Origin of the sequence: Cellvibrio sp. (assembly GCF_039207905.1) — a bacterium.
Lineage (GTDB): Bacteria > Pseudomonadota > Gammaproteobacteria > Pseudomonadales > Cellvibrionaceae > Cellvibrio.
Map to the genome: position 1 here is coordinate 1 of NZ_JBCECX010000003.1, position 25,707 is coordinate 25,707.

Sequence of the window (25,707 nt, forward strand, 5' to 3'; positions counted from 1 at the left end):
GTTGGGTAAAGAGCTTGAACGGCGAACCCAAATTTTTAACATTATCGTCAATAAAAATATTGGGAACAATTCGGGCTTTTCCGAGCATCTCAAAGCAATGGGGCGCCAATCACTCACTACCGTCAGCCTCTCCGCATTTTCGCTTCAGCAGGGCGGTAACTACACAGAATTTATTGGCACTACACAGTCCGCTGATCAAATTCCTCTGTACATACAAAATTTGCGTGGTGAACCCGTTTTTGCGCCGACAGCATTTGGTGTGTTGCGCATACAACCTGGTAAAACAAATAGCAGCATTTTTGAGTTTTCAGTAGCGAAGCAAGTTAATGAAGCGGATAAAGAAGATGCTCCATTAACCGCCGTGCAGCATTTGCTTAAATTAAATGAAGAAGTGCGGGGTGCGCCCTAATGTCCTCTGCAATAGCTAAACTCATGGAACAAATCGATAGCCGTGTGCTACGAGAAAGGGTTCTTATTTTTATTACTGCTTTAGCGCTGGTTTATATGGTGTGGAGTCTGCTTGTTCAGTCTGGATTTGATAGTGAACGTGCCAGACAGCAAACAGAAGAAACCAGCTTAAATCAGGAGCAATCCGAATTGGTCGCAAAAATATCTACATTAACTACGGCTCTGCAGTCGGATCCTGCTATCACCAAGGCACAAGAAGTTAGCAAGCTCAATGCAAGCATAAGCGAGGTGGAGACCAAGTTAGCTGGTTTGTCGCAAGGGCTTATAAGTGCTGCTCAGTTGCCAAAAGCATTGGAAGAAGTATTGCAGCGCACTAAAAGTGTCAGGCTGTTACAGGTTCGGACTTTGGCTGCAACAGAGCTACAACTGGCGACTGCCAAGACAGAGGCAAGTGTTGGATCTGAGCCGTCAGCTGGAAGCCCCGGTGTTTACAAACATGGGGTGTTGATCCGGGTTGCCGGAAGCTACGCCCAGCTCATTCAACTGATGACAGAAATAGAAGCTCTACAATATAAATTTTACTGGGAGTCGCTGGATTACACAGTAAAACAATATCCCGGTGCGGAAATTGATATTCGTGTATTTACACTAAGTTCGGAAGAGGGATTACTTGGTGTCTAGATTAACTTTCCTCCCGGTTTTAATGTTTGCTGCTATCAGTCTTGCAACTATGGCCGAGGAAATTCGCGATCCAACAATGCCTTTAGGGCGTCAGGCCACTGTACTTTCAGCAGAGGAAAAGCCTTTCGTTTTAAATTCAGTGCTTATCGGATCTCAACGTAAAATCGCCATCATTAATGGGAAAACATTGCGTGAGGGAGAAATTGTGCCAGGCACTAATGGCATTAAAGTTCAACAAATTTTGGCGCAAGCCGTTGTCCTGCGGGGCGGAGATAAAACCTGGGTATTGAGAATTTCTCCCAGTGTTGTGAAAAAGCATTAATCGAGTGGCCAAATTATTGAGGCAGTGACATGTTCACCTATTCCAAGAAAATTTCTCATACAGCAAATGAGCCTAATACTTTTATGCAGATACTTCGTGCTGTATTTATTTTTAGTGTGCCGGTCTGGCTGCTGGTAGCTTGCAGTTCTAATAGTGATAAACGTTTGTCCGGTGAGGAAGCGTTGGAAAAAGCTATCGCCGATCAGCGCCAGCAACAGGAAAAAGCTGTTCCTCCCGCTGTAAATAAAGCCCTACTGGGAAACCCGGCGCCATCGGGTAATACAACAAATACACTAAAAAGTAGCGAGCGTTTCGATGTGTCTGTGAGCAATGTAGCTGCTCGGGATTTTTTTCTTGGCTTGGTGAATGGAACCGGTGTAAACGTTGTTGTTCATCCTGATGTTAGCGGCGAGGTTACTTTAGATTTAAAGAACGTGACAGTTGAAGATGTGTTGCGTGTTACACGTGATATTTATGGTTACGAATTCCGTAAGGATCGCAATATTTACACTATTTATGCTAATGCAGTGCGCACAGAGGTATTTCAAATTAATTACCTTGACGTGCAGCGTGTGGGTGTTTCAGATACCAGTGTGATGATTGGGCGGGGGCAACAATCCGGTTCTGGCAGTAATTCAGGTGGCGGTGGTGGTGGGAATAATACCAGCGATGAAAACGCAAATTTGTTGGGTATGATTCAAAGCGCAGAGGAACAAAAAGGAGGGGCGGGTGGTTCACCGTTGTCACCAGGCTCGCGTGTACAAACTTTAAATCGCACAGATTTTTGGACCTCTCTGGAAAAAACCATTGTCTCGATTATTGGTGGTGCAACTGAAAATCGTTCTGTTATTGTCACCCCGCAAGCCGGAATGATTGTTGTAAAGGCTATGCCCTATGAGTTGAGCGCAGTACGCGACTTTTTGGATCGCTCGGAATTGAGTGTAAAGCGTCAAGTTATTCTTGAGGCGAAAATCATTGAGGTTCGACTGAATGAAGGTTTTGAAGCTGGTGTTAATTGGAATGCAATCAGTGGTCAGATCTCAGCTACAAAAAATTTGCAAGATGGTTTTATGCTGAACACGGATGGTACTGCTCCTGTGGGGGAATTCAGAAATTTGACCAGAACTTACACTTACACTGATGCCAATGGAGTTATTCAATCAGTGCAGGTACCAGCACGTGAAAAAATAGCCGGTACCATAGCAGGCTTGATTCAAGTAACTGATATAACTAAATTGTTATCTTTGTTGGAAACTCAAGGTACTGTTCAGGTGCTTTCCAGTCCCAGGGTATCAACGGTTAACAATCAGAAAGCGGTTATTCGTGTAGGGTCTGATGAATATTTTGTGACCGGAATTTCCAGTAATACCACCTCCAATGCAGCGTCTGTTACCAGTACTCCTAATATAGAACTATCTTCCTTTTTTAGTGGGATCTCACTCGATGTTACTCCGCAAATTTCTGATAAGGGGGAAGTAATTCTCCATATTCACCCGATTGTTAGTGAGGTTACTGATCAACAAAAAGTCTTTACCGTCGGTAATGAGGCGTTTGCATTGCCCTTGGCGTTGCGCGGTGTGCGTGAATCTGACAGCATCGTTAAAGCCGCAAATGGGCAAGTTATTGTGCTGGGCGGATTAATGACAGAGTCCAGTAATAACGTAGATGGAAAGCGCCCTGTGTTGGGTGATATTCCTTTGGTAAATGCATTATTCAGAACTAAAAACAAAACTCGTTCCAAAACAGAGCTTGTTATTTTGCTGCGCCCGATTGTAGTTGATGACAATACTTGGGCCGCTCAATTGGAAGAGGCGCAAAGCACAATGCAACAGTTGGGGAATGAATACCGCAGCAAATAAAACTCGAGATTTTTTTGCGAATATTGAATATATCGCTGGCATAAAACGTGAACACGTATTGTGTTTACAGGTGAGGTTTCCATGTATCGCCAACATTTTGGATTGAAGGAGCATCCATTTTCACTGACCCCTGATACACAGTTTTATTTTAACAGCCAAACTCATCGTGAAGTGCTGAGTACTTTGCTGTTGGCGCTGCGTCACAGCGAAGGTTTTATTAAAGTGGTGGGAGAAGTCGGTACGGGAAAAACATTGCTTAGCCGAAAGCTACTGGCAAGCTTGGGTGATAATTTCATCACTGCGTACATTCCTAATCCTTATCTGACTCCGGAAGAGCTTAAGTGGTTTTTGGCTGAGGAAATCGGTATCCACTATTCTCCGGAAATTCCCTCTTACCAATTGTTGAAAGAAATCAACATGCGTCTGGTTGAGTTGGCACAACAAAAACGACAAGTAGTATTGATTGTTGACGAAGCTCAGGCGATGCCTCGGGAGACGATTGAGGCCTTACGCTTATTGACCAATCTGGAGACTGAAAAAAGCAAGCTGTTACAGGTGGTTCTATTTGGTCAACCGGAGTTGGATGATTTATTGGCTCGTCCTGATTTGCGGCAGTTAAAACAGAGAATTGTTTTCTCTGAATATCTACAAACTATTTCTAAATCCAGTTTACCGGATTATCTGGCCTATCGTTTGAGTTCAGCGGGGTATCGAGGAGCTTCATTGTTCTCCCGTTCGGCCATTCGATTGTTATATAAAGCATCGGGTGGCGTACCGCGTTTGATTAATGTTATTGCGCATAAGGCTACCTTGGCTGCCTATGGTCAAGGTGCTGATCACGTAAATCGAGCACATATGGTTCGCGCTATTATGGATACCGCTGAAAGCCGTTCTCTGGGGCGTTGGTTAGCTCGTCGTGATTATTGGTTATGGCCGATGTTGGCTGCCAGTGCTGCCGCCATCATTGTGACTGCTCCTGGTCTGTTGGGGAGTGTTTAATGAGCCTTCTCAATGATATGTTGCGGGACTTGTCTCAGCACCAAAAAATTCCAAATGAGCAAAGCGCTAGCGAAACAGTTAATGAGCGGGAAGGTGAGCAACGTTATCTCTTCAATGAAACACGGATCGCCAAATCGATACCTAACAGATTCTTGCCCAGTCTCTTGGTTTTTATTGTGGTGCTGGTTTTATTGTTTGCTCTTAAGGGGGCATTCTTTGCAACAGATGTTGGTGTTAATGATAGCAACCCAAATTCTATAGACGAAGCTTCTGGATCAACAAACTCTGTTGCTTCGTCTGGAGATGTTGAATATACAACTTCTGAAAAGGTCCAACCCAAAACTGAGTTAGCTAATAAAGATAGTAGCGTTACTACTCAACAGCATTTTTCAGAAGAACCTAATCTTAATGATCGGCTTATTGCTTTAGAAACTGCTATCAATCAATTGTCGTCGGTGATAACTCACGAATCTACGTATCAGGTTGCCCAAGAGCCAATGGCAGTTCCCTATCAAGGAGAGCCTATTGCGAGTGATTTAGCTGCAACAGGATCTGAAGATGAGGATTCATTTGTAGGTCCATCAATTGTTGATACTGCATCTTTGAGTATTCAAGATCCTTTTATTGAAACTGACTCTGATTCGCAGCTGGCTGAAAACCTCGCACAAAAAAAGGCAGAACCACAATTAAATATTGCTCCGAATGTTGGTTCGCAAGATAAACAAACTGCTCAATCGGCTGAGCAATTGCTCGCACAAGGTAAAGGGGAGCAGGCAGTTGTCCTGCTGCAACAATTTTTAATTGACGCTAAACAGCCACGAGCGTCACTCAAAACGCTTTTGGATATTTACTCTGCTCGTGAGGATGTAGGAAGAATTGAGCACTACTTATCCGCAGCTGATTATTTGTATCCATATGAGCGCGCATTTTATTTGGCAAAAGTAGCGCTGATTAAGCAACAGCCCGTGCAAGCGATTGACCTGCTGGAAATGCATTTGGCTGAGGCAGATAACGATGAAAATTATCGTTCATTGCTCGCAGGGCTTTACCAGCAAACTGGCAGGTATTTGGAGGCGGCCAATCATTACCATCGGTTGATAAGCACCTTTGGTGAAAAATCTACTTATTGGCTGGGATTGGCGTTATCGCAAGATGCATTAAATCAATTTCAAACTGCACGGCAGGCATATCAGCGTGTTGCACAATATGAGTTGCAACCCGAAGTTCGCAGTTATATAGAGAAACGACTTGTTGCATTACAAGCCTTGGCGCTTCAGCAGTAATAATCGGTTGATATTATGATGAATTCTTTTTCGCAAAAACGTATTCGTATCGGCGATCTGCTAGTCGAAAAGAATATGATCTCTGAAGCCCAGCTTCAGCATGCCTTGCAGGAGCAAAAACAAACAGGCCGCAAGCTTGGTGCTACTTTAGTGGAACTAGGCTATGTTGAAGAAAATGCCTTATTGAGTTTATTGTCTGCCCAGCTTGAAATTCCTTTTGTGGAGTTAAAACAGTTTCGTTTTGATCGCCAGTTAGTACAAAAACTTCCGGAAACAAGTGCGCGCCGTTATCGTGTGATGTTGTTGCGTGAAGACTTCGATGGTTTGCTGCTGGGAATGGCTGATCCTACAGATATTTTTTGTTTGGATGAATTGCAGCGCATACTACAAAAAAATATTAAACCTGCTGTGGTTCGCGAATCTGAGTTGTTAGATATTCTTGATATTGCTTACACCCGTGCGAGTGAAATTGCCACTCTTGCCGGTGAGTTGGATGAGGAACTTCAAGAGTCGGCATTGGATCTCGCTGATTTTGCGGTCGATGCGACTGATAATGAAGCTCCGGTAGTAAAGCTATTACAGAAAATATTTGAAGAGGCTATTAATACCAAGGCATCTGATATTCATATCGAGCCAGATGAAAAAGTGCTGCGAATTCGCAATCGCATCGATGGCGTTTTGCTAGAGCAAGTAATGAACGAAAAACGTATCGCCTCTGCAGTGGTGGTGCGTTTGAAGCTAATGTCTGGAATGGATATTTCTGAAAAGCGCTTGCCTCAGGATGGGCGTTTCAACCTAAAAGTAAAACATCATAATATCGATGTGCGTATTTCAACTATGCCGGTGCAGTTTGGTGAATCGGTTGTTATGCGGTTACTTGATCAAACAGATGGTGTTCGTCCTTTAAGCAACGTTGGTATGCCGCCACATTTAATTGATCGTTTCCGTAAAGTCATTACTCGTCCGCATGGGTTGGTATTGGTTACAGGCCCGACCGGATCGGGTAAAACAACTACTTTATATGGTGCGCTTTCTGAACTGAACAAACCGGAAAAGAAAATTATTACTGTGGAAGACCCGGTTGAATATCGTTTACCACGGATAAGCCAAGTGCAGTTGCACGAAAAAATTGGTTTAAATTTTGCCAACGTTCTGCGCGCTACCTTGCGGCAAGACCCGGATATTTTGTTGGTAGGGGAGATTCGCGATGCTGAATCTGCAGAAATTGCGTTGCGTGCATCTATGACAGGTCACATGGTGTTATCTACACTTCACACCAATGATGCCGTTACATCTGCTCTTCGATTAATTGACATCGGTGTTGATGGTTATTTGGTTGCGACTGCGCTAAAAGCGATTGTTGCACAACGCCTGATTCGCCGTATTTGTACCAGCTGTATTTTACCTTATACCCCCAATGCTAATGAGCAGCAATTGTTAGCAACCATCGGTAAGGGGCGCGATTTTAGTAATGTCACATTTAAACAGGGATCGGGTTGCCCGCACTGCCATAACACCGGTTATCGTGGACGCATAGGTATTTTTGAAATGCTGGAATTAAACCAAGCAATGGCCGAGGCGTTACGTATGAATGATATAAATGGTTTTACCCGTGCTGCCAGTGAGGTTCCAAATTACGTCACATTAAGTGAAGCCGCGTTAGGTTATGCGGTAGATGGGCTTACTACACTTGAAGAAGTTATGAGCATCTCTGCTCAAATTGATGAGATTTAATACATTGCGATAATGTTGAGTAAATATTGATTATGGCAATTTATGAATTTAAAGGACGCAACTCTGAAGGCCGTTTAATTACCGGGCAACTGGATGCATCCAGCCAGGATGCTGCCGTTAATCAATTGTTGGGGCGAGGTTTAACGCCTGTTGACGTAAAAGAGTTTATTGAAAAACTAAGTTTGTCCGAAAGGTTAAAGCGTTCTACGGATCGAGGGCGGATAGAGTCTACCGAGCTGATTATGTTTTGCCGTCAAATGCATACTATTAGTCGTGCGGGTATTCCGCTAGTCAAAGGCCTGCGTGGATTGTCTGCATCTTTACGTAATCATACCTTCCAAAAAGCATTGACTGACATTATTGAGAGACTTGAAGCTGGTGTGGAACTCTCTAATGCAATGCGCGCTCATCCGAAGATATTTAATAATTTATTTATTAGCTTAGTTAGTGTTGGCGAGAATTCTGGTCGTCTGGATTTGGTGTTTAAGCAACTCAGTGAGTATATGGAGCGTGACTTAAACACAATGAAAAGTATTAAAACGGCGTTGCGCTATCCAACTTTTGTACTGATTGCAATCTCCATTGCTCTTTGTGTGGTTAATATTAAAGTCATTCCTGCGTTTGCAGGTATGTTTTCCCAATTTGGTGCACAGCTACCCTTGCCGACGCGAATTCTTATCGGTATTTCTGATTTTTTCGTCAATTATTGGATGTATTTATTTGCTGCAGTCGCATGTTTAAGCGCATGGATTTATCACTATATAAATACTCCCGAAGGAGGTCGATTTTGGGGAAGAAAGAAATTAAAGCTCATTATTATTGGTGACATTATTGAACGCGCCTCATTGGCCAGGTATGCGCGATCTTTTGGCTTGATGTTTCATGCGGGTCTACCTATTTCTACTACCTTGGAACTTTGTGCCCGTGCGATAGATAATCCCTATTTGGGTGACAAAATTCGTGCAATTCGAGCGGGTATTGAGAGAGGTGAAGGGCTTTATCAAACACATTCAGTCAGCGGCATGTTTACACCTCTTGTGTTACAGATGATTGCGGTTGGAGAGGAGAGCGGACAGATAGACACGCTTCTTGCTGAGGTCGCAATGTTCTATGAGAGCGAAGTTGAATACGATGTAAAGCAGTTAAGTGATCGTATTGAGCCTATCATGATCGTAATAATGGCTGCATTTGTAACGGTGCTGGCGTTGGGTATTTTTCTGCCTATGTGGGATATGTATAGCATTCAAAAGTGAGGTCAATTTGATCCAAGGATATTACCGGAACAGATTTGAGATCTTTATAGTTGCAATTGTTGTCGGATTGATTGCGCTTATTGCTATTGATCGTTATAGCTTAATGATTAAAGACGCTCGGGCTTTACGCCTTGAAATTATATCGCACCATTTTATGACTGCTGCCGCTAACATGCGGGCTGAGTTTTTGGTTTCCCAAGTGGGTGCTCCCATACTGCATCAAAGCCTTTTGGTCGGTGAAAAGCTTGTTTATATGTCAGATCAAGGGTGGCCGCTCTCGACTAGTATTCCCGAAGACCAGTTTAGACCGACGGATGAGGACTGTTCATTTTTATGGGTTACCTTTCTTCAAAATCCGGCCCCAATAATCCAAGGCCAGTTTTCTGATGGAAAAACGGAATATCGTGCGTTCGCGCATTACGATCACTGTCGATATGGTTTAATAGTCGACGACGCTTATTTTGATTATTACCCCGTAACTGGCCGATTGTTGTTTTCACCACTCAGTCCTTAATTCATCATAATTTTATTTTTTAATAAACTGGCAATTTTGTTGCTGTTGACTATATTTCGGTAATTAAAGCATTTGCAGTAGATCACAAATATCAATGTGAGCTTATGCTGTCACTATGAAGATGTTCCTGTTTATTCGTTGATTTGGAGTCTGCCCTATGAAACAACAATCTGGTTTTACCTTAATCGAGTTAATTGCTGTTATCGTGATTCTTGGGATTTTGGCGGCTACAGCATTGCCTCGTTACATTAACTTGCAAGCTGCTGCTCGCCAATCAGCGGTAGAGGGAATAGCTGGTGGATTGGCATCCGCTGCGGCACTTAACCATGCAAATAATATTGCGAGAGATGCTGGTTTGACTGCCCCCACGGCTGGCGTGGCTGTTGCGACATGCCAAGATGTTGCGAATACTCTGGATGGTGGACTAAATAATAGGTATCAGATTGTAACTGGTACAGGAACCCCCATAACACCGGCAACTGGTATTGCTGCTGAATATGGATCATCTACTTGCAGAGTACAACTTATAGCCGATACAACAGTGTTTGCTAATTTTGTTGGCTATGGTGTTACCCTTCCTTAATTAAAAATGCACTATGCAATGTTATGAATGTTCGATCATGGGGCTTTACTCTTATTGAACTTATTGCTGTTATGATTTTACTCGGCATCCTTTCGGTTGCCTTGTTCTCTCGTCTAGATTCAGTTCGTGTTTCAGCAGTCCAATCAGGCCGCGATGACCTCATCGCGGCTTTGTTTTTTGCGCAACAAACTGCTATGGCTCGCACTGGGCAAAATCGCGTAATTCGTTTGCAAATTTCCGCAGGTCAAATATCTGTAACAGAAAATGTTATTGGAACTGGTGCATCCACCAAGATCATTTACAGTATTGCTATGCCCCGTGGCGCAACGCTCACTCCTGCTGTGATACTTAGTTATGACAAGTTGGGTAGGACTACTCCACAAAATATTATGGTTACTGGTTCTGGTAATAGTGCAGGTGTGACAGCCTCTGTGCGTCTGGAAGGTAGCGGCTATGCTTTTGCAAATTAACGGACGATTAAAAAGAACATTGTTTCAACGCGGTGTCAGTCTGATTGAAATGATTGTTTTTATTGTTGTAGTAAGTGTTGCATTAGTTGCATTAGTAAATGTTTATCGTCAAGCCACCATTCGAAATGCAGACCCAATTATTCGTGTCCGTGCGCTAGAAGCTGCGCAATCAAAACTCGATGAAATCATCGCGCTTCAATATGATGCTATGACGCCTGCCGGAGGGATTCCTGCTTGTGGATTGGGTTCGGCTCCTGCATGCAATAATCTTACAGACGACGATTATAACGATGTAGATGATTACCATAATCGTACGGATAATCCTTATCCAAATTATGTACGTAGTGTCACTGTAGTGACGAACAGCAATATTAAAGTGATTACTGTAACGGTCAAAGCTCCCACTGGGGATACGATAGTTCTTGCATCCGAGCGAGCGAATTTCTAATGCATAGTTTGCGTGAGGAAAGATACTTTTTTATTGCGCGAAACTTCAGGAAAACTGCCGGGTTTACCTTGGTAGAGCTCATTGCCATTATTGTGATTTTGTCAGTTCTGGCCTCAATTGGCACTGGCTTTGTGGTGCGGGTGACAGATTCTTATCAAAGTACACAATCGCGGGCGTTATTGGTCAATACAGCACGCTTGGCTATTGAACGTATGACTAGAGAATTACGAATATCCTTGCCTTATTCTGCGCGTATTGTTAACAGCGGCAATTGCATTCAATTTGTTCCAGTGATGGCCGGTGGTTTTTATTTGGAACCTGTACCAGACACAGCCAATGGTGCTCCGGGGTCATCGGGAGTGGCAGCTTCGCCCGTTATTGTCACGGGCACACCCGACTTCATTACAATTGGCGCTATGGGTGCAGCAGATATATATGGGGTGGCTACAGGAAGCAAGGCTATGTTTTCCGGATTTAATAATGGGCGGGTGACATTTTCGACAAAAGTGTGGGACAGAAATTCTATTAGCAGGCGTTTTTATTTGGTAAGTACGTCGCAGGCATTTTGTGTGATTGGAACTGAATTACGCGCTTATGAAAACATAGCTATCAATGTAGACACTTTTGCTACAGGTAGCACTTACACCGTTCTTGCTCGCAATGTGACCTTAGCTGATCCATTTACTCTTCAAAGTGGTGCAGAGAACAGAAATAGCCGGGTGGGGATTTCGCTAAACTTTTCTGCCAATAAGGAAATTGTTAAATATACTCAGGGAGTCAATATTCGCAATGTTCCCTGACAAAAAAAGTACTAATTCGCAGCGCGGATTTTTAATGCCACTTGCGCTGTTTATTATTGTGGTCATGGGCGTGTTGGCCTTAACCATCTCGCGCACAGCAATACAGACGCAAAATACCAGTATTCAGGAATATACCAACGTGCAAGCGTTTTACGCGGCGGAAAGTGGTGCCCAAAGGGGTATGCAACGGCTATTTTTTAATACGGATATCACTCGTGCCAGCGTTACCACTCGTTGCACAAATTTAAATGAAACCTTTAATTTAAACACAATAAATGGTTTGCGGAGTTGTACTGCCCAGGTTCGTTGTGTAGCTGCTGCAGATGTAACCAATGTGTCCACATTTTATCGAATTACCAGTGTAGGGCAGTGCGGTCAAAATGAGTTTATCTCAGAACGCACAATTGAAGTTGGTGCTCATCAGGAGTAATCATGGTATCTGCATTGCGCCTTATTGGAGCTGATTTTTTTTCACGCTACTTTTTTCTCAGTGTGACGATAGTTATTTGCACTTTATACTTTCTTCCCGTCGCAAACGCTGCCACTTATACTTTAACGAGTGGTACTTATCCTCCCTGTAATACCAGTTGGAGTGTGTCTGGCACTACCTATACTTGTACTGGTGATGGTCGTGTGACCTTGGCGAGTGGTGATATCCTGCGTTCCAGTGTCAATATCACTATCGTTGCGGCTAACGGTTTCGCTTTAAATAACAGTACCGTGGGCACATCCACCGCAAATATTAATCTGACTTCCAGCTACGGAACTATTACATCTAGTGGTGCTAATACTATCTACGGTTCACTCACTGGTGGTAGTAGTGTCATTACGTTAGCAAATACCAATGTGGTGGGGGCTATAACAACCGGCGGGAATATTGTTCTTACCGATGGCAGCGTCAGCGGACGAGTAACTAGCTCTAGCAACACTATTACTACTACGAATACAGATTTGAGCGGTGGTGCTACTGCTCAATCAGGAATGACAATCACCGGTGGAATCATCGCCGGCAGTTTTACTATGACAGCTTACAATCAAGTTACGTTGTCTGGCGTTACTATGACTAGCGGTAGTATTAGTGGCGCTAGCATGGTCAATATCCAAAATGGAAGCGTATTGGGAAGCTCAACATCTGCAATCACGATTAATAGCAGCAGTGGACCTATTACCTTGGATAATTCAACAGTTTATGGAAATTTGACTGCACCTAACTATTCCACAGTAAATGTAAATGGTAATTCTGCGGTGTATGGGACTTGTACTCCTGGCTCTACACCGGCGAATGCATGCGGTGGTTCTCTTACAGCGTCTTGTCCAGCTGGATATTCTAGTGGTATCACCGGAAATTATTTCAATAACATCAATCTGGCCGAACCTGCGACTGCAACAAGAGTAGATGCACCGATTGATTTTAATTGGGGCACAGCTGCACCAGGTCCAACTGGTATTGGAGTTGATAATTTTTCTGTGCGATGGAGTGGTTTTGTCCGCGTGACTCAATCTGGAATCTATCGTTTTCAGACTGTTTCGGACGATGGTATTCGTTTGTATGTCAATGGAAATCAGGTTATTAGCCGTTGGAATGACCACTCCAGTACTACAGACACCACTGCAGATATTACATTGACTGCGGGGCAGGTGGTATCGATCATGATGGAGTATTACGAGCGCGGTGGTTCTGCGGAAGTGCGCTTGCGTTGGTTACGCCCCGGAACCACGACTTATGTCGCGATACCGACGGGTCCTTTACCTACATTGGGCGCAGGTTTGTATGAATGTAAATCCATATACACGCCTCCTGTGCGTTCATGCCCAACATCGCTTGCGGCAGGTATTACGGGCGAATATTTCACTAATACTAGTCTTACTGGTCAGCCTACCAACACGCGACTGGACGGGCCTATAAATTTCGATTGGGGAACGGGTGTTCCTGGGCCAACAGGTATTCCTGCTGAAGGGTTTTCCGTACGTTGGAATGGTTATTTACAGGTTACACAAACAGGTGCTTATCGTTTTCAAACTGATTCAGATGATGGTGTGCGTTTGTATGTTAATGACGAAGCCGTTATCAATGAATGGAATGATCATTCAGTCACAACACATACCAGTGGTGTTGTAAATCTAATGGCGGGTAGTGTCTATCCTATTCGGTTGGAGTTCTACGAAAATAGTGGTTTCGCGGTAATACAGCTGCGCTGGCAGCTACCAGGATCATCTGCATTTGTCACAATTCCAAAAGGTACGACTCCTGTGTCGGGTGCTGGGTTGTATGGTTGTATTACTCGTCCTGCAGGGTATTCATTCTCTCATAGCGGTTCCGGTGTGACCTGCGCCGGAGAGCAAATTACCGTTACAGCGTTGGATTCGTCCGGTAATCCATTTGCACCTGTAAGTGGTACCAAGGTTACTTTGGGAACTACACCAACAACAGGTGTATGGTTGGGGGGCAATGAGTTTACTTTTGATGGTTCCCAAACATCTTTTGTAAAAATACTGCAACAAACAACACCAGGTACGCTGACGCTTAATGCAAATGATGGTTCGGCAACTGGCACCAGTTCAATTACATTTGCAGATACTGCGATTAAATTTTACGGAAGCGCGCCATTTAATAGCACTATCCCTACGCAAATTTCAGGAATGGCTGGCTCATCAATTTTGCGGGCTATTCGTACCAATCCTGAGACGGGTGCTTGTGCTGCGCAAGTAATAGGAACTCGTGCAGTAGACCTTGCTTACACCTGCCGCAATCCTGTTAGTTGTATCTCAGGCCAAACTATGAAATTGGCAGGGGTGAACGTCGCGTCCAATAACGATAACGCCACCAGCTTGAGCTACCAGCCTGCAAACCTGACATTTGATAGTCAAGGTATTGCAAACGTATCTATTGAGTATAGTGATGCAGGGGAAGTGCAACTCTATGCGCGCCTTAGTCTGCTTGCATCGGGTAATAATCCTGCTATTACATTAACCGGAGGCAGTGAAAAATTTGTGGTGAAACCACACAATCTTTTTGTTTCAGCGGTAACTGATGCTAGCAATAAAGTTAATCCTAAAACCACGACGTCTGGTGTGGGATTTATTGCAGCGGGCGAGCCATTCAAAGTCACCGTGCAAGCGCGTAATTATTATGGAAACCCGACGCCTAATTTTGGGCAAGAAAAAACATCGCAGGCTAATGATCTGGTGTTGAATGTAAAAGACTTGATTCATCCTACCGGGGGAGTGAAACCTGAATTGGTGGCCCAGGGATCATTTGTTGCTGCATCATCAACACCTTCTGGTGCATATGTAAACTCTGCTATTAAATGGAATGAGGTTGGTAGCATCACTATTGCTCCCAAGCTTTCAGATGCTGATTATATTGGTGGGGGAGATATTCCAAATTTAATTACCAGTGAAACTATTGGCCGATTCTATCCTCATCACTTCAGGATAAATGCTGCCAGTTCTACTTATACAAATACATGTTCATCATTTACTTACATGGATCAGCCGGGTATTAAAATCAAACCTAATATTATTGCGGAGGCGCTGGGCGGCGAGCGAACGCTGAATTACGATAATAAAACCTTGGTGAGCCCCAAAGTTTATTATGAAGCAGACGGCGCTGGCGGTACGCCGAAGATGGCTCGTCCAGTTTACGCAGTGGAAAATAATGCAAATAACACCAACTTGCAGGATCGATTGGATGTAACAGTGGGGCGTTGGGATACAGGTGTATATAGTGAAGATTTAACAGCGAAGTTTTCGCGCAATAAACTCACTCCTCATATTCCGGATGGCCCTTTTAGCAGTGCGCGCATCGGTGTTTCTGCAATGACAGTACCGACGGGTAGTTATGCTGATCCTACCGGAGCTGTTTCAAATAGTCCTAAAGATATGTTATCCAACACGGCTATTTTATTTTCTTCATCGCCACTGAACATATTGTATGGTCGCTTGCGGTTGGACGATGCCTTTGGCTCATCGTCAATGAATCTGCCGGTCACATTTATTACTGAGTTTTGGAACGGAACAATCTTTACTAATAACTTGCTGGACGGCTGTACCACAATAGCACGTTCTGCGATTACTTATCCAAAAGGCACTATAGCAACAGATGCGAACCGATCAGTTACCGTTACCACCGACGGTATAGTTACAGGTACAAGTATTGGTACTTATAATTCGATGAGCACAACAGATATTGGCTTCTCTGCTGGGGATGCCAAGCATTTTTTCACTGCACCCACGAATGGGGCAACGGGAACGTTTGAAGTCAGGGTTAATCTAACGAACTATCCGTGGTTGCAATTCAACTGGAATCAATCTTCAACTCTTAATGATGATACTATGTTGCCTGTCGCCCGCTTCGGATTCGGTCAATACCGTGGACACGACCGGGTTATTTATTGGCGTGAGCAGTTTTAATTTTATAGTCTGTTAGAAAGAAAATATTCCCATGGAAATGACCATCACCACCCCGAGTTTATTATTCCCTGCAATTTCATTATTGATGCTGGCTTACACCAATCGTTTTGTGGTACTGACGAATGTCATCCGTCAATTGAGTAATTTGGAAGATGCGCATTCAAAAAATGTGGTTGTTCGCCAGATAGAAAATTTACGTTTGCGTGTGCAGGTTATCCGCCAGATGCAGGCTTATGGTGTGCTTTCATTTGTGTTATGCACTATGTCGATGTTTTCGTTACTGTTGGGTTGGCATCTGACAGGGCAGTTTTTGTTTGCTGTGAGTCTGTTATTGTTGGTGGTGTCATTAACCTTTTCATTTTATGAAGTAAATATTTCAACCAAGGCAATTAATATCGAGCTGGAAAAGTTTGATGCGAAGTTACTGGAAAAAAATAAGCAGCCTTAAGCTACTTATTTTTTATATGACTGATTATTTGATAGTCGGTAATTATGCATAAGGCTTTTCAGTTGACGATTCCAGCCTGATATCCACCGCCAGCTCATCGGCAATTTTATCCAGATAGTCGTAGAGTTCATTCATATCGACTGATTTGGGTACCTCAATAATACCGGTTGCCTCGAACAGGGGCTCCCCGGACCAAGGCATACTCGAACACGCCGTTTCCAGCTCACCCATGTTAATATGGCGGACAGCAAAGGCTTGGGCTATTTCCCGTACAATTCCCGGCCTGTCATTACCTACGACGCTAAAGCTAAATTCGCGGCATTCCGGTTTATTGGTGCTAACCGCGTTCTCGACAACGATTTTGAAGCCCTTGCTCGCCAGCTCATTCAGGGCGGTGTGTAATTCGTTCTGGTGGGCATCTGCGACAGCAACCTGAAGGATTCCAGCAAACTTACCGGCGAGTTGCGCCATACGGCTCTCTAGCCAGTTGCCATGGTGTTCACTAATCGTCTGTGCAAGCTGCTCAACAACGCCGGGGCGATCATCGCAGAGGACGGTTAAAACCAGTTGTGTATTCACGTTGATTCCTTATTGTTGGGTAAATGTACTGCTGGATAGGCGTGATAATCAGGCAAAGATTACCCTGCTTGTCGCAACTGGACAAGACAGCTATTGCGCCATAGCAAGCTTCCCTTGGATACAGGTAGAAATAAAGTAGATGATTATTCCTTTTGAACAATTATCGAGCGATGCATTGCAGGGATTGATTGAAGAGTTTATTACCCGTGAGGGTACCGATTACGGTATGGAAGAAATATCGCTCAGTACTAAAGTTGAACAAATTAAACAGCAACTTAAACGCCGTGAAATTGTAGTGGTGTTTGATACCGCTACTGAGTCGGTCAGTATTTTATCGCGTCGCGATGCGGAACTTCTGGAGCAATAATGCTTCGTTATGTTAAAGATTAATTAGCCTAATGAGAAAACTGTGAATCATTTATTTTTACATTGTCGTGCCGGTTTTGAAAAAGAGTGTGCGGCAGAAATTACCGACTTGGCCGGTGAATTGGGTATTTACGGTTATAGCAAAACCAAAGATAACAGCGCTTATGTGATATTTATTACTCATGAGCCAAACGGTGCAGATTTAATCACCAAGCAGCTGCGGTTTAGCAAACTTATTTTTGCCCGCCAGTGGTTTGTAAGTGCAGGCTTGATTGATGATTTACCGGTAACGGATCGCGTAACCCCACTGCTTGCTGCAGCAGAAGCATTACCGCGCACAAGAGAGTTGATCATTGAAACTATCGACACCAACGAAGGCAAAGAACTCTCGGGTTTGAGTAAAAAATTTACTGCGCCATTTGAGAAAGCACTCAAGGCAAATAAATTATTTCAACCAAGCAGCCACATGCGTTTGCATCTGGTTTTTGTTTCAGGCACACAAGCTTATTTGGGCTTTATTCCCAATTACAACTCATCACCTTGGCCGATGGGAATTGCTCGATTGCGTTTACCGAAAGAAGCGCCTAGCCGTGCAACTCTTAAATTGGAAGAGGCTTGGCATCACTTTATTCCAGCGGATGACTGGGATAAGCGTTTAGCATCCGGTATGCGTGCAGTAGATCTAGGCGCTGCACCAGGCGGCTGGACATGGCAGTTGGTGCAACGGGGTATGTATGTTGAGGCAGTAGATAATGGTCCTATGGATAAGAATCTACTTGAGACTGGTCAGGTACTGCATATTTTGACCGATGGTTTTTTATACGAACCCAAAAAGCCGGTGCAATGGTTGGTGTGCGATATTGTTGATAAGCCCGCGCGCGTAACCAGCATGATCATCCAGTGGTTTACCAAAGCTAATTGCCGCGAAGCCATATTTAATTTAAAACTGCCAATGAAGCAGCGCTATCTGGAAGTGAAAAAATGCGAAGAACGCATTCGTTTAGCGTTGGAAAAGGCTGGCTTTAAAGTTGAGATTCAATTCAAGCAGTTGTATCACGATAGGGAAGAAGTGACGGGGCATCTGCGCGTTTCTTAAAAAAATAGATACAACGAATAATTTAACTATTGGTTTTAAGCCAATAGTTAAATTAATAATTCGATTGGTTGTTGGATGTATTAATAGGTTGTTTGTGAATTACTAATGGTAGGAGGTGCGATCATTTTGATCGGCCGCTGTGTGATCTAAAACCCATTCAGTAAGTAGTACCCAGTCTTCAATGAGTGTGCGCATTAGTACCATATGGCTGGGCGGCAAATCAGTTTGCTTTAATGCATCTTCACCAATCGTTGTAAGTACAGATACAATTTTTCCAATCGTGTGCGCTTTTAATGAGGCCAGCACTTCTGAGTTGAGCAGCATTTCGCCAGTGTAGGCAGACTGCAAATCTTCATAGGATACAGTTGCAGTATTATCGATAGTTTGTTTAACAGCATGCGCAAGCAGTGGATGATTATTTCGCAATAGGCGAAATGTAAGCTCCAGTGCTTGGCGACTAAAAAAATCGGTGGGCATATAATCGCTTAATATTTTCCGGGACATTGAATAATGTTCCTCGGTGGTTAAATACTCTCCTGGACATTTTTCCATTGACCTAAGAATAGCAACCAGTTGGCTATTTGTAGAAAAGTTTATAGACGATTTAAAACTATGAATGTAACAATTGATAAAAGTTTGGATGCTTCCGGCCTGCTTTGCCCGGAACCAGTCATGATGCTACACAAAATTATGCGTGAAGCTGTTAGCGGAAATGTAATTGAAGTGATTGCGACAGATCCTTCTACCGTGCGGGATATTCCTAAATTTTGTCTATTTCTTGGTCATGAGTTGATCGAGCAAAAGCAGGCGGACACTCACTACTTTTATTATATTCGTAAAAGCTAGGAATTTATTTTTTGCTACGTTTAGTTATAAATTTGATTTTATTTTGAGCAAAAAAATAACGCCGCTAATGCGGCGTTATTGTTGAGCGGAATACTCGGATAAAATTACTGTATGCCATCTACCAGTAGCGAGATTGCAGCCATGGCTTCCGGATCTTCTGCTTTAATTTTGTTCGCAATCTGATGTTGGAAAAAATAGCGGAACGATTCACTGGCTTGCGCCTCGTACAAAGAATCATCACCGGGTAAAACCGGGGTGCTGACCACTTTGGCCGGATCGCTGATCATCGCATAGACGCTGCCGTCAAAATGCAGGCTCCAGCTAACCACTTCAACCAGCGACAAGCGCTTGCTATCGGGCACTGCTAATACTGCGTGAGTACCAATCGTATCGGGTAGCTCCTGGATCACATCGTCGCCGCTCTCGCACAAAACTTCGTAATACTCGGCGGCAGTTTCCAGTTCGATCACCTTATGCATAGGTGCCTCGAAGAAGAGCTCATCAATACCTGGATCATAATATCCCTCCCAGTGGCCATTCAGCGGGTCACATAGGTCGGGGCAGGGGACTATATCGTTTAGCCATGGGACTAATCCCACCACTTCGCCATTGGCACGCAGGCCCCAGCAAAGGATTTTAAGGCTGTAGAGTTTTTCGGAGCTGGTATCGTTGGAGTAGAGCATTTCCAGTCCGTCTAATTCTGGTGCAAGACGGATAAAGCGCTCATCATGAAGGGCTGAATAGGTTTTCCTGGTGAAGAGATCAACCACATTATCCATGTTGTGGCCAGTGTGCGAGGTCTTCATAATACCACCCCCTAAAGTGAGGCAGGCCTGATTCAGAAGTCAGCTGCCGAACAATGGTTTTAACGTCACCATCACTATATAAAGTATATGCTAAATATCCAAAGCACAACTGCTATGGGCAACTTTTTTATTCCATAGGTTTCTCTGACGACAAGTTTTATCGCAGATTCAATCTATAGGAGCCTTTTCGGGACTAAGCGAGCGTTTATGAGAATTGTTGCGGATGAGAATATCCCACTGGTAAATGAGTTTTTCGGTCATATGGGCGATGTTGTGTGTCTGCCCGGCCGCAATATGACCGCTGCGGATGTTCGCGACGCCGATGCCCTTATTGTGCGTTCAGTAACCAAAGTAAATCCCTTATTGCTGGCCGGAAGTAAGGTGAAGTTTGTCGGGACTTGTACGATTGGGGTTGATCATCTGGATCAGAACTACCTTGATGGCAATAACATCCGCTGGTCGAGCGCGCCGGGTTGCAATGCCAATTCGGTGGTCGAGTATGTATATGCAGCGCTTTGCCATCTGGATATCAATTGGTTACCGGTGAAGTTTGGCATTATCGGCTGCGGTAATGTGGGTGGTTTGCTGTACAAGCGGCTCAAAGCGCAGGGCGTTGATGTGCGTTGCTACGACCCTAATCTAACACCCGCGCAAAATCCTGATCTTGTTTCTCTTGATGAGGTATTAGCCTGCGACATTATCAGTATGCATACTCCGCTGGTTACGACTGGCCCACATCCAAGTTTTCACTTGCTGGGGCGAAAAGAATTACTGCAGTTAAAAAGCGGAGCAGTGTTACTTAATTGTGGCCGCGGAGCGGTTATCAATAATCAGGCCTTGCTGGATGTTTTGAATGAGCGCCAGGATTTAAATATCGTACTGGATGTGTGGGAACCCGAGCCGGATATTTCCCTTGAGTTACTCGACAAAGTATTACTGGGCAGCCCGCATATCGCAGGTTACAGCTACGATGGAAAATTAAACGGCACAGAGATGATTTATCAAGCGCTTTGTAACCACCTTGATCAATCACCAATCTCTTCACTGGGCGCGTTGGTGCCGCCGTTATCTAATAATGAATTGCGCGTTGATGAAAATACTCTTCATGCGGGCGATATTTTCCAGATCGTCAAATCGCTGATCAAACAGGTTTACGATATTGCCGCCGATGATGCCCGCTTGCGCGCCCAAGCTGCGCAAGCGCTTGCTGGTAACGTTATTTTTGGTGAAGGTTTTGATGGCTTGCGTAAACACTATCCGAAGCGCCGCGAATTTCATAACTATCAAGTACATCTGGAAAGCATTAGCGATGCAGATAAAGAATGGTTGAAAGTATTAGGGTTTCACTGTGTTTAAACTTGGTTTAATCGTTAACCCTTATGCCGGCCTTGGCGGCAGCGTTGGATTAAAAGGCTCTGATGGCGACGTAATTCGCAGCGAAGCAATTGCTCGCGGAGCAGAGCCGCGCGCACTACAACGCATTGAGCGCACGCTACAAATTATCAGTAATTTTAAAGATCAGGTTGAGACATTTTGCTTTGCTGGTGATATGGGTGAGGCCAGTTCACGCGCAGCAGGATTTATCACTCACGTGATTGGCGAAGCAGAGCAACAACCCAGTAATGCCCAGGATACTTGCGCAGCAGCCAGATTGATAATGCAACAAAATGTAGATCTAATATTATTTGCTGGTGGTGATGGCACCGCCCGTTTAATTGCTGATGTGGTTGGTAAAACCCAACCGGTATTAGGTGTACCTTGTGGTGTAAAAATGCACTCAGGTGTTTATGCCAATGCGCCAGAAGCAGCCGGGGAAATTCTCAAGCAATTATTAACCGGCTCTTTGGTTAATGTTGTCGAACGCGATGTAAAAGACATTGATGAAGATGCTTTTCGCAATGGGCAGGTGCGCGCCCGTTTCTACGGTACCTTATTGGTTCCTGAAGATTCTCAATTCTTGCAGCAAGTTAAAAATGCGGGTACTGAGCGCGATGAGTTAGCGCAGTTGGATGTTGCTCAGGAAATGATTGACCAATTGCAGCCCGATACTCTTTATTTGGTTGGGCCGGGTTCCACAACTCATCTTTTTTTGCAGGAGCTGGGTTTGGAAGGCAGCTTGTTGGGTGTAGATTTATTATTGAACAATGAATTAATTGCTGCTGATGTCAGCGCTGCGCAAATCCTTGCGCAACTGGATAATTTTTCTGGTCCGGTAAAAATGATTATTACCGCCATTGGTGGTCAAGGTCATATTCTTGGTCGCGGCAACCAACAATTTACTCCGTCGATTTTGCGACGTGTCGGTAAAGACAATATTCATATCATTGCCGCACGCGGAAAAATTCTAGCACTCAATGGTCGGCCGCTTTTAGTCGATACTAATGATCCTGAACTAGATATCGCATTCGGTGGATATCGGCCGGTGATTACCGGCTATCGCGAAACTATTATGTATCCCGTAGGTTATTCAGCAGAAGGCGAGCGCTAATGCAGGTTATTGTTGATCGTCTTGCGTTGCTTGCCCAAAAAATCCAAACCCAAAGTGAAATTGATAGCCATCGCGTGTTTCATGGTCGTGGCCGTACTTTTCCAGGGTTGGATTTTGTCACGGTTGACTTTTTCCAGCCGGCTATTTTGGTAACGCTTTTTTTTGAACCCCCCGCATCCTGGTTGGATGAGTTGATCTTGCAGGCCGAGCCGCTCTTTAAATCCACGGCAACAGTAATGGTTGTTCAGCGTCGTTACTTACCCGGTGCGCCAAGTGAAATTATTTGGGGCACATTGCCTGATTCTATGTATGCCCGCCGTGGAAAATCTCTGTTTAATTTGCATTTGGCACAACAGCAAAACTCGGGCTTCTTTTTGGATATTGAATCTGGCCGGGTTTGGCTCGAGCAACATGCCGTAGGCAAGCGAGTGCTCAACCTGTTTGCATATACCTGTGCTTTTTCCGTAGTTGCTATAGCGGCTGGAGCGGAGAAAGTAGTTAATGTCGATATGAGTAGTGCTGCGCTAAACCTTGGTAGGGCTAATCACCTGCTAAATAATTTGGCGAAGAATAAAAGTGAGTATGTTGCCGAAAATATCCTGAAATCCTGGAGTCGGGTCAAAAAGCCGGGGCCCTATGATTTGGTAATTATCGATCCGCCCTCTTACCAAAAGGGTAGCTTTGTTGCCGATAAAGATTACGCCAAGGTTATTCGCCGCTTGCCGGAGTTGATGCCTGATGGTGGTCTGGTTTTGGCCTGCTTGAATGCGCCGGAATTGCCAGAAGGTTTTCTAAAACAACAATTTGCCGAGCAATGCCCGCAGGCAGAATTTATCGAACGCCTCGCTGGCCATTCTGATTTCCCCGATGTAGATCCAGAACAACAATTAAAGCTGTTGGTATACAAAGTTCCCGCCGCACAATTCATCTGATGCCCATTTTGCTTGGCTGCTATCCCCTTGTGATAGCAGCCTTTCGCATTAACTGATCTGCTTTTTTATGATCCATCTGAATCTGTTTAATACAGATGCAGAGCCACATAATTTATCCATGAATTTCTAACGGGTAAGTGTGGTGATATCTTATGTATCAATACGATGTTTATGATCACGCGCTAGTTCGCGAGCGAGTAGAGCAGTTTCGCGATCAGGTTGCGCGGCGGATCAGCGGCGAATTGAGTGAAGAAGAGTTTCTGCCGTTGCGCTTGCAAAATGGGCTTTATTACCAGAAGCATGCTTACATGTTGCGCGTCGCTATTCCCTACGGAACATTATCCAGCCTACAACTCCGAACGCTTGCTGCTATCGGCCGTGATTATGATCGCAGCTATGGCCATTTCACTACACGGCAGAATATCCAATTTAACTGGATTGAGCTCGAACAAGTCCCCGATATTTTGCAGCGATTGGCGGATGTAGAAATGCATGCGATCCAAACCTCAGGCAATTGTGTGCGCAATATTACGACTGAAGCTTTTGCCGGTGTTGCTGCAGATGAAATGATTGATCCGCGCCCGTTAGCAGAAATTTTACGACAGTGGTCAACCGTCAATCCGGAATTTTTATTTCTGCCGCGAAAATTCAAAATTGCGATTTGTTCTGCGGAGCAGGATCGTGCAGCAATCCAAATGCATGACATAGGTTTGTATCTTTATCCGGGGTCGTCGGGTGAGATGCTACTGCGAGTGTTAGTGGGCGGTGGTTTGGGGCGTACGCCTATTCTTGGGCAGCAAATCTGCGAAGACTTACCCTGGCAACATTTGTTGTCGTATGTTGAGGCGGTTTTGCGAGTTTATAATCGCTACGGCCGCCGCGACAACAAATACAAGGCACGCATAAAAATTCTGGTCAAAGCGCTTGGTATCGATGCGTTTAAGCAGGAAGTTGAGCAAGAGTGGACGCAGATTAAAGCCGGGCCTGCTGAGTTAACCTTCGCAGAGTATGAGCGAGTGCAGGCAGCTTTTTCTCGTCCCAATTATCTTAATCTACCTGAACAAGATCTGGATTATCACACTCATCTTTACATGGATGATGATTTCGCGCGCTGGGTTTCGCGCAATGTTTTTGCACATAAGATTCCTGGTTACGCTGCGGTTGCTTTATCGACAAAACCCGGTGTTGATATGCCGCCCGGTGATGTAACTTCTGCGCAAATGGATGCGGTTGCAGAGTGGGCTGATGAGTACGGATTTGGTGAAATACGCATTGCCCATGAGCAAAATATTGTACTGCCTGACATACGTAAAAGTGATTTGTATTCACTTTGGCAAAAGGCTGTTGCCTGTGGTTTGGCAACACCGAATATCGGTTTGCTCACCGATATTATTGCTTGCCCCGGCGGTGATTATTGTTCGCTTGCAAACGCTAAATCGATTCCTATCGCGCAAGCAATCCAGCAGCGCTTTGATGATCTCGATTTCGTGCATGACCTTGGCGAATTAAGCGTGAATATTTCGGGCTGTATGAACGCCTGCGGGCATCACCATATCGGCAATATCGGAATTCTTGGTGTCGATAAAAATGGTAGCGAGTTTTATCAGATCACCCTTGGTGGCGCGCAAGGTAAAAAAAGTGCGTTAGGTAAAGTAATTGGCCCATCATTCGGTGCTGATGAAGTTCCTGCGGTGATTGGAAAGATTATTGATATTTATACCCGCTATCGTGAACCGGAAGAATTATTTGTCGATACTTACCAACGCATAGGTGCAGAACCTTTTCGTGAAAAAATTTATCCCGGTACGAGTGGGGCGACTATATGAAGTCCGTTATTTCGGTAGCCGATGGCGATGCAAAAATTGTCACGAATGATAGATGGCAATTAATTAACGATGAAGCTGAAGAGACAGCAGTTGATAAGGATTCTGTGATTTTGCCATTATCTTTATGGCAACAACGACAATCAGTAGAAGTGTTAGCGGGGCGGGAGTCCAGCGCAGATGGAATTTATTTATCGCCTGATGACGATGAAACTTTATTGTACCCTTGGTTGAGTGTGTTGCCTTTAATTGCGATTCAATTTCCAAGTTTCCGCGATGGTCGAGGTTATACTCAAGCATACATGCTGCGCGTGCGTATGGGGTGGGCTGGCGAGTTGCGTGCGGTTGGTGATGTGTTGCGCGATCAGTTGAGCCATATGCGCCAATGCGGGTTTGATAGTTTTGCGGTACGTGAAGACAAGTCGGTTGAAGATGCACTTAAAGGACTGCGTGGTTTGAGTGTTACTTATGGTCGCTCGGTTATCGAACCCAAACCGTTATTTCGTCGAAGGAATTTATAGCTGTTGCCTCTTAACGTGCGTATAAAAAAACCAGC

26 protein-coding genes and 1 pseudogene are annotated in these 25,707 nt (G+C 44.4%); 24 read left to right on the forward strand and 3 right to left on the reverse strand.

The genetic code is table 11. The features are described from left to right. From AAGC78_RS02040 to AAGC78_RS02115, 16 genes and pseudogenes are all read left to right on the forward strand, one after another. A pseudogene (locus tag AAGC78_RS02040) lies at window positions 1–409 on the forward strand (MSHA biogenesis protein MshI); the annotation flags it as partial. Then, window positions 409–1,089, forward strand: a complete 681-nt coding sequence (locus AAGC78_RS02045) for an MSHA biogenesis protein MshJ (RefSeq protein ID WP_435782363.1) — start codon at window positions 409–411, stop codon at window positions 1,087–1,089. The pseudogene AAGC78_RS02040 and the gene AAGC78_RS02045, both read left to right, overlap by 1 nt. Next, complete coding sequence (locus AAGC78_RS02050; RefSeq protein WP_435782364.1) at window positions 1,082–1,411, forward strand: hypothetical protein; 330 nt, start codon at window positions 1,082–1,084, stop codon at window positions 1,409–1,411. Before AAGC78_RS02045 ends, AAGC78_RS02050 begins: the two co-directional genes overlap by 8 nt. An 83-nt stretch (window positions 1,412–1,494) precedes the next feature. Further along, window positions 1,495–3,270 carry a pilus (MSHA type) biogenesis protein MshL gene (gene mshL, locus AAGC78_RS02055; RefSeq protein WP_435782365.1) on the forward strand — a complete coding sequence of 592 codons (1,776 nt, stop codon included), beginning with the start codon at window positions 1,495–1,497 and terminating at the stop codon, window positions 3,268–3,270. Window positions 3,271–3,351: 81 nt separating this feature from the next. Beyond that, window positions 3,352–4,269, forward strand: a complete 918-nt coding sequence (locus AAGC78_RS02060) for an ExeA family protein (protein ID WP_435782366.1) — start codon at window positions 3,352–3,354, stop codon at window positions 4,267–4,269. Beyond that, on the forward strand, window positions 4,269–5,552 hold the full coding sequence (locus tag AAGC78_RS02065) for a tetratricopeptide repeat protein (RefSeq protein ID WP_435782367.1): 1,284 nt from the start codon (window positions 4,269–4,271) through the stop codon (window positions 5,550–5,552). Before AAGC78_RS02060 ends, AAGC78_RS02065 begins: the two co-directional genes overlap by 1 nt. A gap of 15 nt (window positions 5,553–5,567) precedes the next feature. After that, complete coding sequence (locus tag AAGC78_RS02070) at window positions 5,568–7,286, forward strand: GspE/PulE family protein (RefSeq protein ID WP_435782368.1); 1,719 nt, start codon at window positions 5,568–5,570, stop codon at window positions 7,284–7,286. Window positions 7,287–7,318: 32 nt separating this feature from the next. Further along, entirely contained in the window at window positions 7,319–8,539 is a 1,221-nt protein-coding gene (locus AAGC78_RS02075) for a type II secretion system F family protein (RefSeq protein WP_435782369.1), read from the forward strand. A 7-nt stretch (window positions 8,540–8,546) separates the two neighbouring features. Further along, window positions 8,547–9,053, forward strand: a complete 507-nt coding sequence (locus AAGC78_RS02080; protein ID WP_435782370.1) for a hypothetical protein — start codon at window positions 8,547–8,549, stop codon at window positions 9,051–9,053. Window positions 9,054–9,210: 157 nt separating this feature from the next. Beyond that, window positions 9,211–9,636 (forward strand): type II secretion system protein, encoded by a 426-nt coding sequence (locus AAGC78_RS02085; protein WP_435782371.1) that lies wholly within the window; start codon window positions 9,211–9,213, stop codon window positions 9,634–9,636. A 23-nt stretch (window positions 9,637–9,659) separates the two neighbouring features. Then, window positions 9,660–10,106, forward strand: a complete 447-nt coding sequence (locus AAGC78_RS02090) for a pilus assembly FimT family protein (protein WP_435782372.1) — start codon at window positions 9,660–9,662, stop codon at window positions 10,104–10,106. Next, complete coding sequence (locus AAGC78_RS02095) at window positions 10,090–10,554, forward strand: type IV pilus modification PilV family protein (protein ID WP_435782373.1); 465 nt, start codon at window positions 10,090–10,092, stop codon at window positions 10,552–10,554. The genes AAGC78_RS02090 and AAGC78_RS02095 overlap by 17 nt, the downstream gene beginning before the upstream one ends. Then, entirely contained in the window at window positions 10,554–11,354 is an 801-nt protein-coding gene (locus tag AAGC78_RS02100) for a PulJ/GspJ family protein (protein WP_435782374.1), read from the forward strand. Before AAGC78_RS02095 ends, AAGC78_RS02100 begins: the two co-directional genes overlap by 1 nt. A 34-nt stretch (window positions 11,355–11,388) precedes the next feature. Beyond that, window positions 11,389–11,784 carry a pilus assembly PilX N-terminal domain-containing protein gene (locus AAGC78_RS02105; RefSeq protein WP_435782375.1) on the forward strand — a complete coding sequence of 132 codons (396 nt, stop codon included), beginning with the start codon at window positions 11,389–11,391 and terminating at the stop codon, window positions 11,782–11,784. A gap of 2 nt (window positions 11,785–11,786) precedes the next feature. Next, the gene (locus AAGC78_RS02110; protein ID WP_435782376.1) at window positions 11,787–15,767 is read left to right on the forward strand and encodes a DUF6701 domain-containing protein; all 3,981 of its coding nucleotides are present in this window, start codon (window positions 11,787–11,789) and stop codon (window positions 15,765–15,767) included. Window positions 15,768–15,798: 31 nt separating this feature from the next. Beyond that, a complete protein-coding gene (locus AAGC78_RS02115) occupies window positions 15,799–16,215 on the forward strand; it encodes a DUF2721 domain-containing protein (protein ID WP_435782377.1) in 417 nt (138 codons plus the stop codon). A 42-nt stretch (window positions 16,216–16,257) separates the two neighbouring features. On the opposite strand, the gene AAGC78_RS02120 is transcribed toward AAGC78_RS02115, so the two are convergent. After that, a complete protein-coding gene (locus AAGC78_RS02120; protein WP_435782378.1) occupies window positions 16,258–16,794 on the reverse strand; it encodes a glycine cleavage system protein R in 537 nt (178 codons plus the stop codon). A gap of 139 nt (window positions 16,795–16,933) precedes the next feature. Between AAGC78_RS02120 and AAGC78_RS02125 the strand changes: the two genes are divergently transcribed. Both AAGC78_RS02125 and rlmM read left to right on the forward strand, forming a co-directional pair. Further along, window positions 16,934–17,161 (forward strand): YheU family protein, encoded by a 228-nt coding sequence (locus tag AAGC78_RS02125; protein ID WP_435782379.1) that lies wholly within the window; start codon window positions 16,934–16,936, stop codon window positions 17,159–17,161. A gap of 42 nt (window positions 17,162–17,203) precedes the next feature. After that, window positions 17,204–18,256: a 23S rRNA (cytidine(2498)-2'-O)-methyltransferase RlmM gene (gene rlmM, locus AAGC78_RS02130; protein ID WP_435782380.1), complete on the forward strand. Its 1,053-nt coding sequence runs from the start codon at window positions 17,204–17,206 to the stop codon at window positions 18,254–18,256. A gap of 102 nt (window positions 18,257–18,358) precedes the next feature. Here the strand turns inward: rlmM and AAGC78_RS02135 are convergent, their stop codons facing one another. Then, window positions 18,359–18,760, reverse strand: a complete 402-nt coding sequence (locus AAGC78_RS02135; RefSeq protein ID WP_435782381.1) for a hypothetical protein — start codon at window positions 18,758–18,760, stop codon at window positions 18,359–18,361. 108 nt (window positions 18,761–18,868) lie between these two features. Between AAGC78_RS02135 and tusA the strand changes: the two genes are divergently transcribed. Further along, window positions 18,869–19,102 carry a sulfurtransferase TusA gene (gene tusA / locus AAGC78_RS02140; RefSeq protein WP_435782382.1) on the forward strand — a complete coding sequence of 78 codons (234 nt, stop codon included), beginning with the start codon at window positions 18,869–18,871 and terminating at the stop codon, window positions 19,100–19,102. Between the two features lie 104 nt (window positions 19,103–19,206). Here tusA and AAGC78_RS02145 read toward each other — a convergent pair whose 3' ends face one another. Next, the gene (locus AAGC78_RS02145) at window positions 19,207–19,908 is read right to left on the reverse strand and encodes a hypothetical protein (protein WP_435782383.1); all 702 of its coding nucleotides are present in this window, start codon (window positions 19,906–19,908) and stop codon (window positions 19,207–19,209) included. Window positions 19,909–20,115: 207 nt separating this feature from the next. Here AAGC78_RS02145 and AAGC78_RS02150 point away from each other — a divergent pair, with 207 nt between their 5' ends. The 5 genes from AAGC78_RS02150 (at window position 20,116) to AAGC78_RS02170 (ending at window position 25,672) form a co-directional block, all read left to right on the forward strand. Further along, a complete protein-coding gene (locus AAGC78_RS02150; protein ID WP_435782384.1) occupies window positions 20,116–21,264 on the forward strand; it encodes a 4-phosphoerythronate dehydrogenase in 1,149 nt (382 codons plus the stop codon). Beyond that, window positions 21,257–22,396 carry an ATP-NAD kinase family protein gene (locus AAGC78_RS02155; protein ID WP_435782385.1) on the forward strand — a complete coding sequence of 380 codons (1,140 nt, stop codon included), beginning with the start codon at window positions 21,257–21,259 and terminating at the stop codon, window positions 22,394–22,396. Before AAGC78_RS02150 ends, AAGC78_RS02155 begins: the two co-directional genes overlap by 8 nt. Beyond that, window positions 22,396–23,328, forward strand: a complete 933-nt coding sequence (locus tag AAGC78_RS02160) for a class I SAM-dependent methyltransferase (protein WP_435782386.1) — start codon at window positions 22,396–22,398, stop codon at window positions 23,326–23,328. Before AAGC78_RS02155 ends, AAGC78_RS02160 begins: the two co-directional genes overlap by 1 nt. A gap of 152 nt (window positions 23,329–23,480) precedes the next feature. Then, a complete protein-coding gene (locus AAGC78_RS02165; RefSeq protein ID WP_435782387.1) occupies window positions 23,481–25,154 on the forward strand; it encodes a nitrite/sulfite reductase in 1,674 nt (557 codons plus the stop codon). After that, complete coding sequence (locus tag AAGC78_RS02170; protein WP_435782388.1) at window positions 25,151–25,672, forward strand: DUF934 domain-containing protein; 522 nt, start codon at window positions 25,151–25,153, stop codon at window positions 25,670–25,672. Before AAGC78_RS02165 ends, AAGC78_RS02170 begins: the two co-directional genes overlap by 4 nt. The last annotated feature ends 35 nt before the right edge of the window (window positions 25,673–25,707 follow it).

Bases quoted from the DNA above. Each gene is read 5' to 3' on its own strand.
- AAGC78_RS02045 (WP_435782363.1), top strand. From the start codon at position 409: ATGTCCTCTGCAATAGCTAAACTCATGGAACAAATCGATAGCCGTGTG.
- mshL (WP_435782365.1), top strand. From the start codon at position 1,495: ATGCAGATACTTCGTGCTGTATTTATTTTTAGTGTGCCGGTCTGGCTG.
- AAGC78_RS02060 (WP_435782366.1), top strand. From the start codon at position 3,352: ATGTATCGCCAACATTTTGGATTGAAGGAGCATCCATTTTCACTGACC.
- AAGC78_RS02065 (WP_435782367.1), top strand. From the start codon at position 4,269: ATGAGCCTTCTCAATGATATGTTGCGGGACTTGTCTCAGCACCAAAAA.
- AAGC78_RS02070 (WP_435782368.1), top strand. From the start codon at position 5,568: ATGATGAATTCTTTTTCGCAAAAACGTATTCGTATCGGCGATCTGCTA.
- AAGC78_RS02075 (WP_435782369.1), top strand. From the start codon at position 7,319: ATGGCAATTTATGAATTTAAAGGACGCAACTCTGAAGGCCGTTTAATT.
- AAGC78_RS02085 (WP_435782371.1), top strand. From the start codon at position 9,211: ATGAAACAACAATCTGGTTTTACCTTAATCGAGTTAATTGCTGTTATC.
- AAGC78_RS02090 (WP_435782372.1), top strand. From the start codon at position 9,660: ATGAATGTTCGATCATGGGGCTTTACTCTTATTGAACTTATTGCTGTT.
- AAGC78_RS02095 (WP_435782373.1), top strand. From the start codon at position 10,090: ATGCTTTTGCAAATTAACGGACGATTAAAAAGAACATTGTTTCAACGC.
- AAGC78_RS02100 (WP_435782374.1), top strand. From the start codon at position 10,554: ATGCATAGTTTGCGTGAGGAAAGATACTTTTTTATTGCGCGAAACTTC.
- AAGC78_RS02105 (WP_435782375.1), top strand. From the start codon at position 11,389: ATGCCACTTGCGCTGTTTATTATTGTGGTCATGGGCGTGTTGGCCTTA.
- AAGC78_RS02110 (WP_435782376.1), top strand. From the start codon at position 11,787: ATGGTATCTGCATTGCGCCTTATTGGAGCTGATTTTTTTTCACGCTAC.
- AAGC78_RS02115 (WP_435782377.1), top strand. From the start codon at position 15,799: ATGGAAATGACCATCACCACCCCGAGTTTATTATTCCCTGCAATTTCA.
- AAGC78_RS02125 (WP_435782379.1), top strand. From the start codon at position 16,934: ATGATTATTCCTTTTGAACAATTATCGAGCGATGCATTGCAGGGATTG.
- AAGC78_RS02135 (WP_435782381.1), bottom strand. From the start codon at position 18,760: ATGTCCCGGAAAATATTAAGCGATTATATGCCCACCGATTTTTTTAGT.
- tusA (WP_435782382.1), top strand. From the start codon at position 18,869: ATGAATGTAACAATTGATAAAAGTTTGGATGCTTCCGGCCTGCTTTGC.
- AAGC78_RS02145 (WP_435782383.1), bottom strand. From the start codon at position 19,908: ATGAAGACCTCGCACACTGGCCACAACATGGATAATGTGGTTGATCTC.
- AAGC78_RS02150 (WP_435782384.1), top strand. From the start codon at position 20,116: ATGAGAATTGTTGCGGATGAGAATATCCCACTGGTAAATGAGTTTTTC.
- AAGC78_RS02160 (WP_435782386.1), top strand. From the start codon at position 22,396: ATGCAGGTTATTGTTGATCGTCTTGCGTTGCTTGCCCAAAAAATCCAA.
- AAGC78_RS02165 (WP_435782387.1), top strand. From the start codon at position 23,481: ATGTATCAATACGATGTTTATGATCACGCGCTAGTTCGCGAGCGAGTA.
- AAGC78_RS02170 (WP_435782388.1), top strand. From the start codon at position 25,151: ATGAAGTCCGTTATTTCGGTAGCCGATGGCGATGCAAAAATTGTCACG.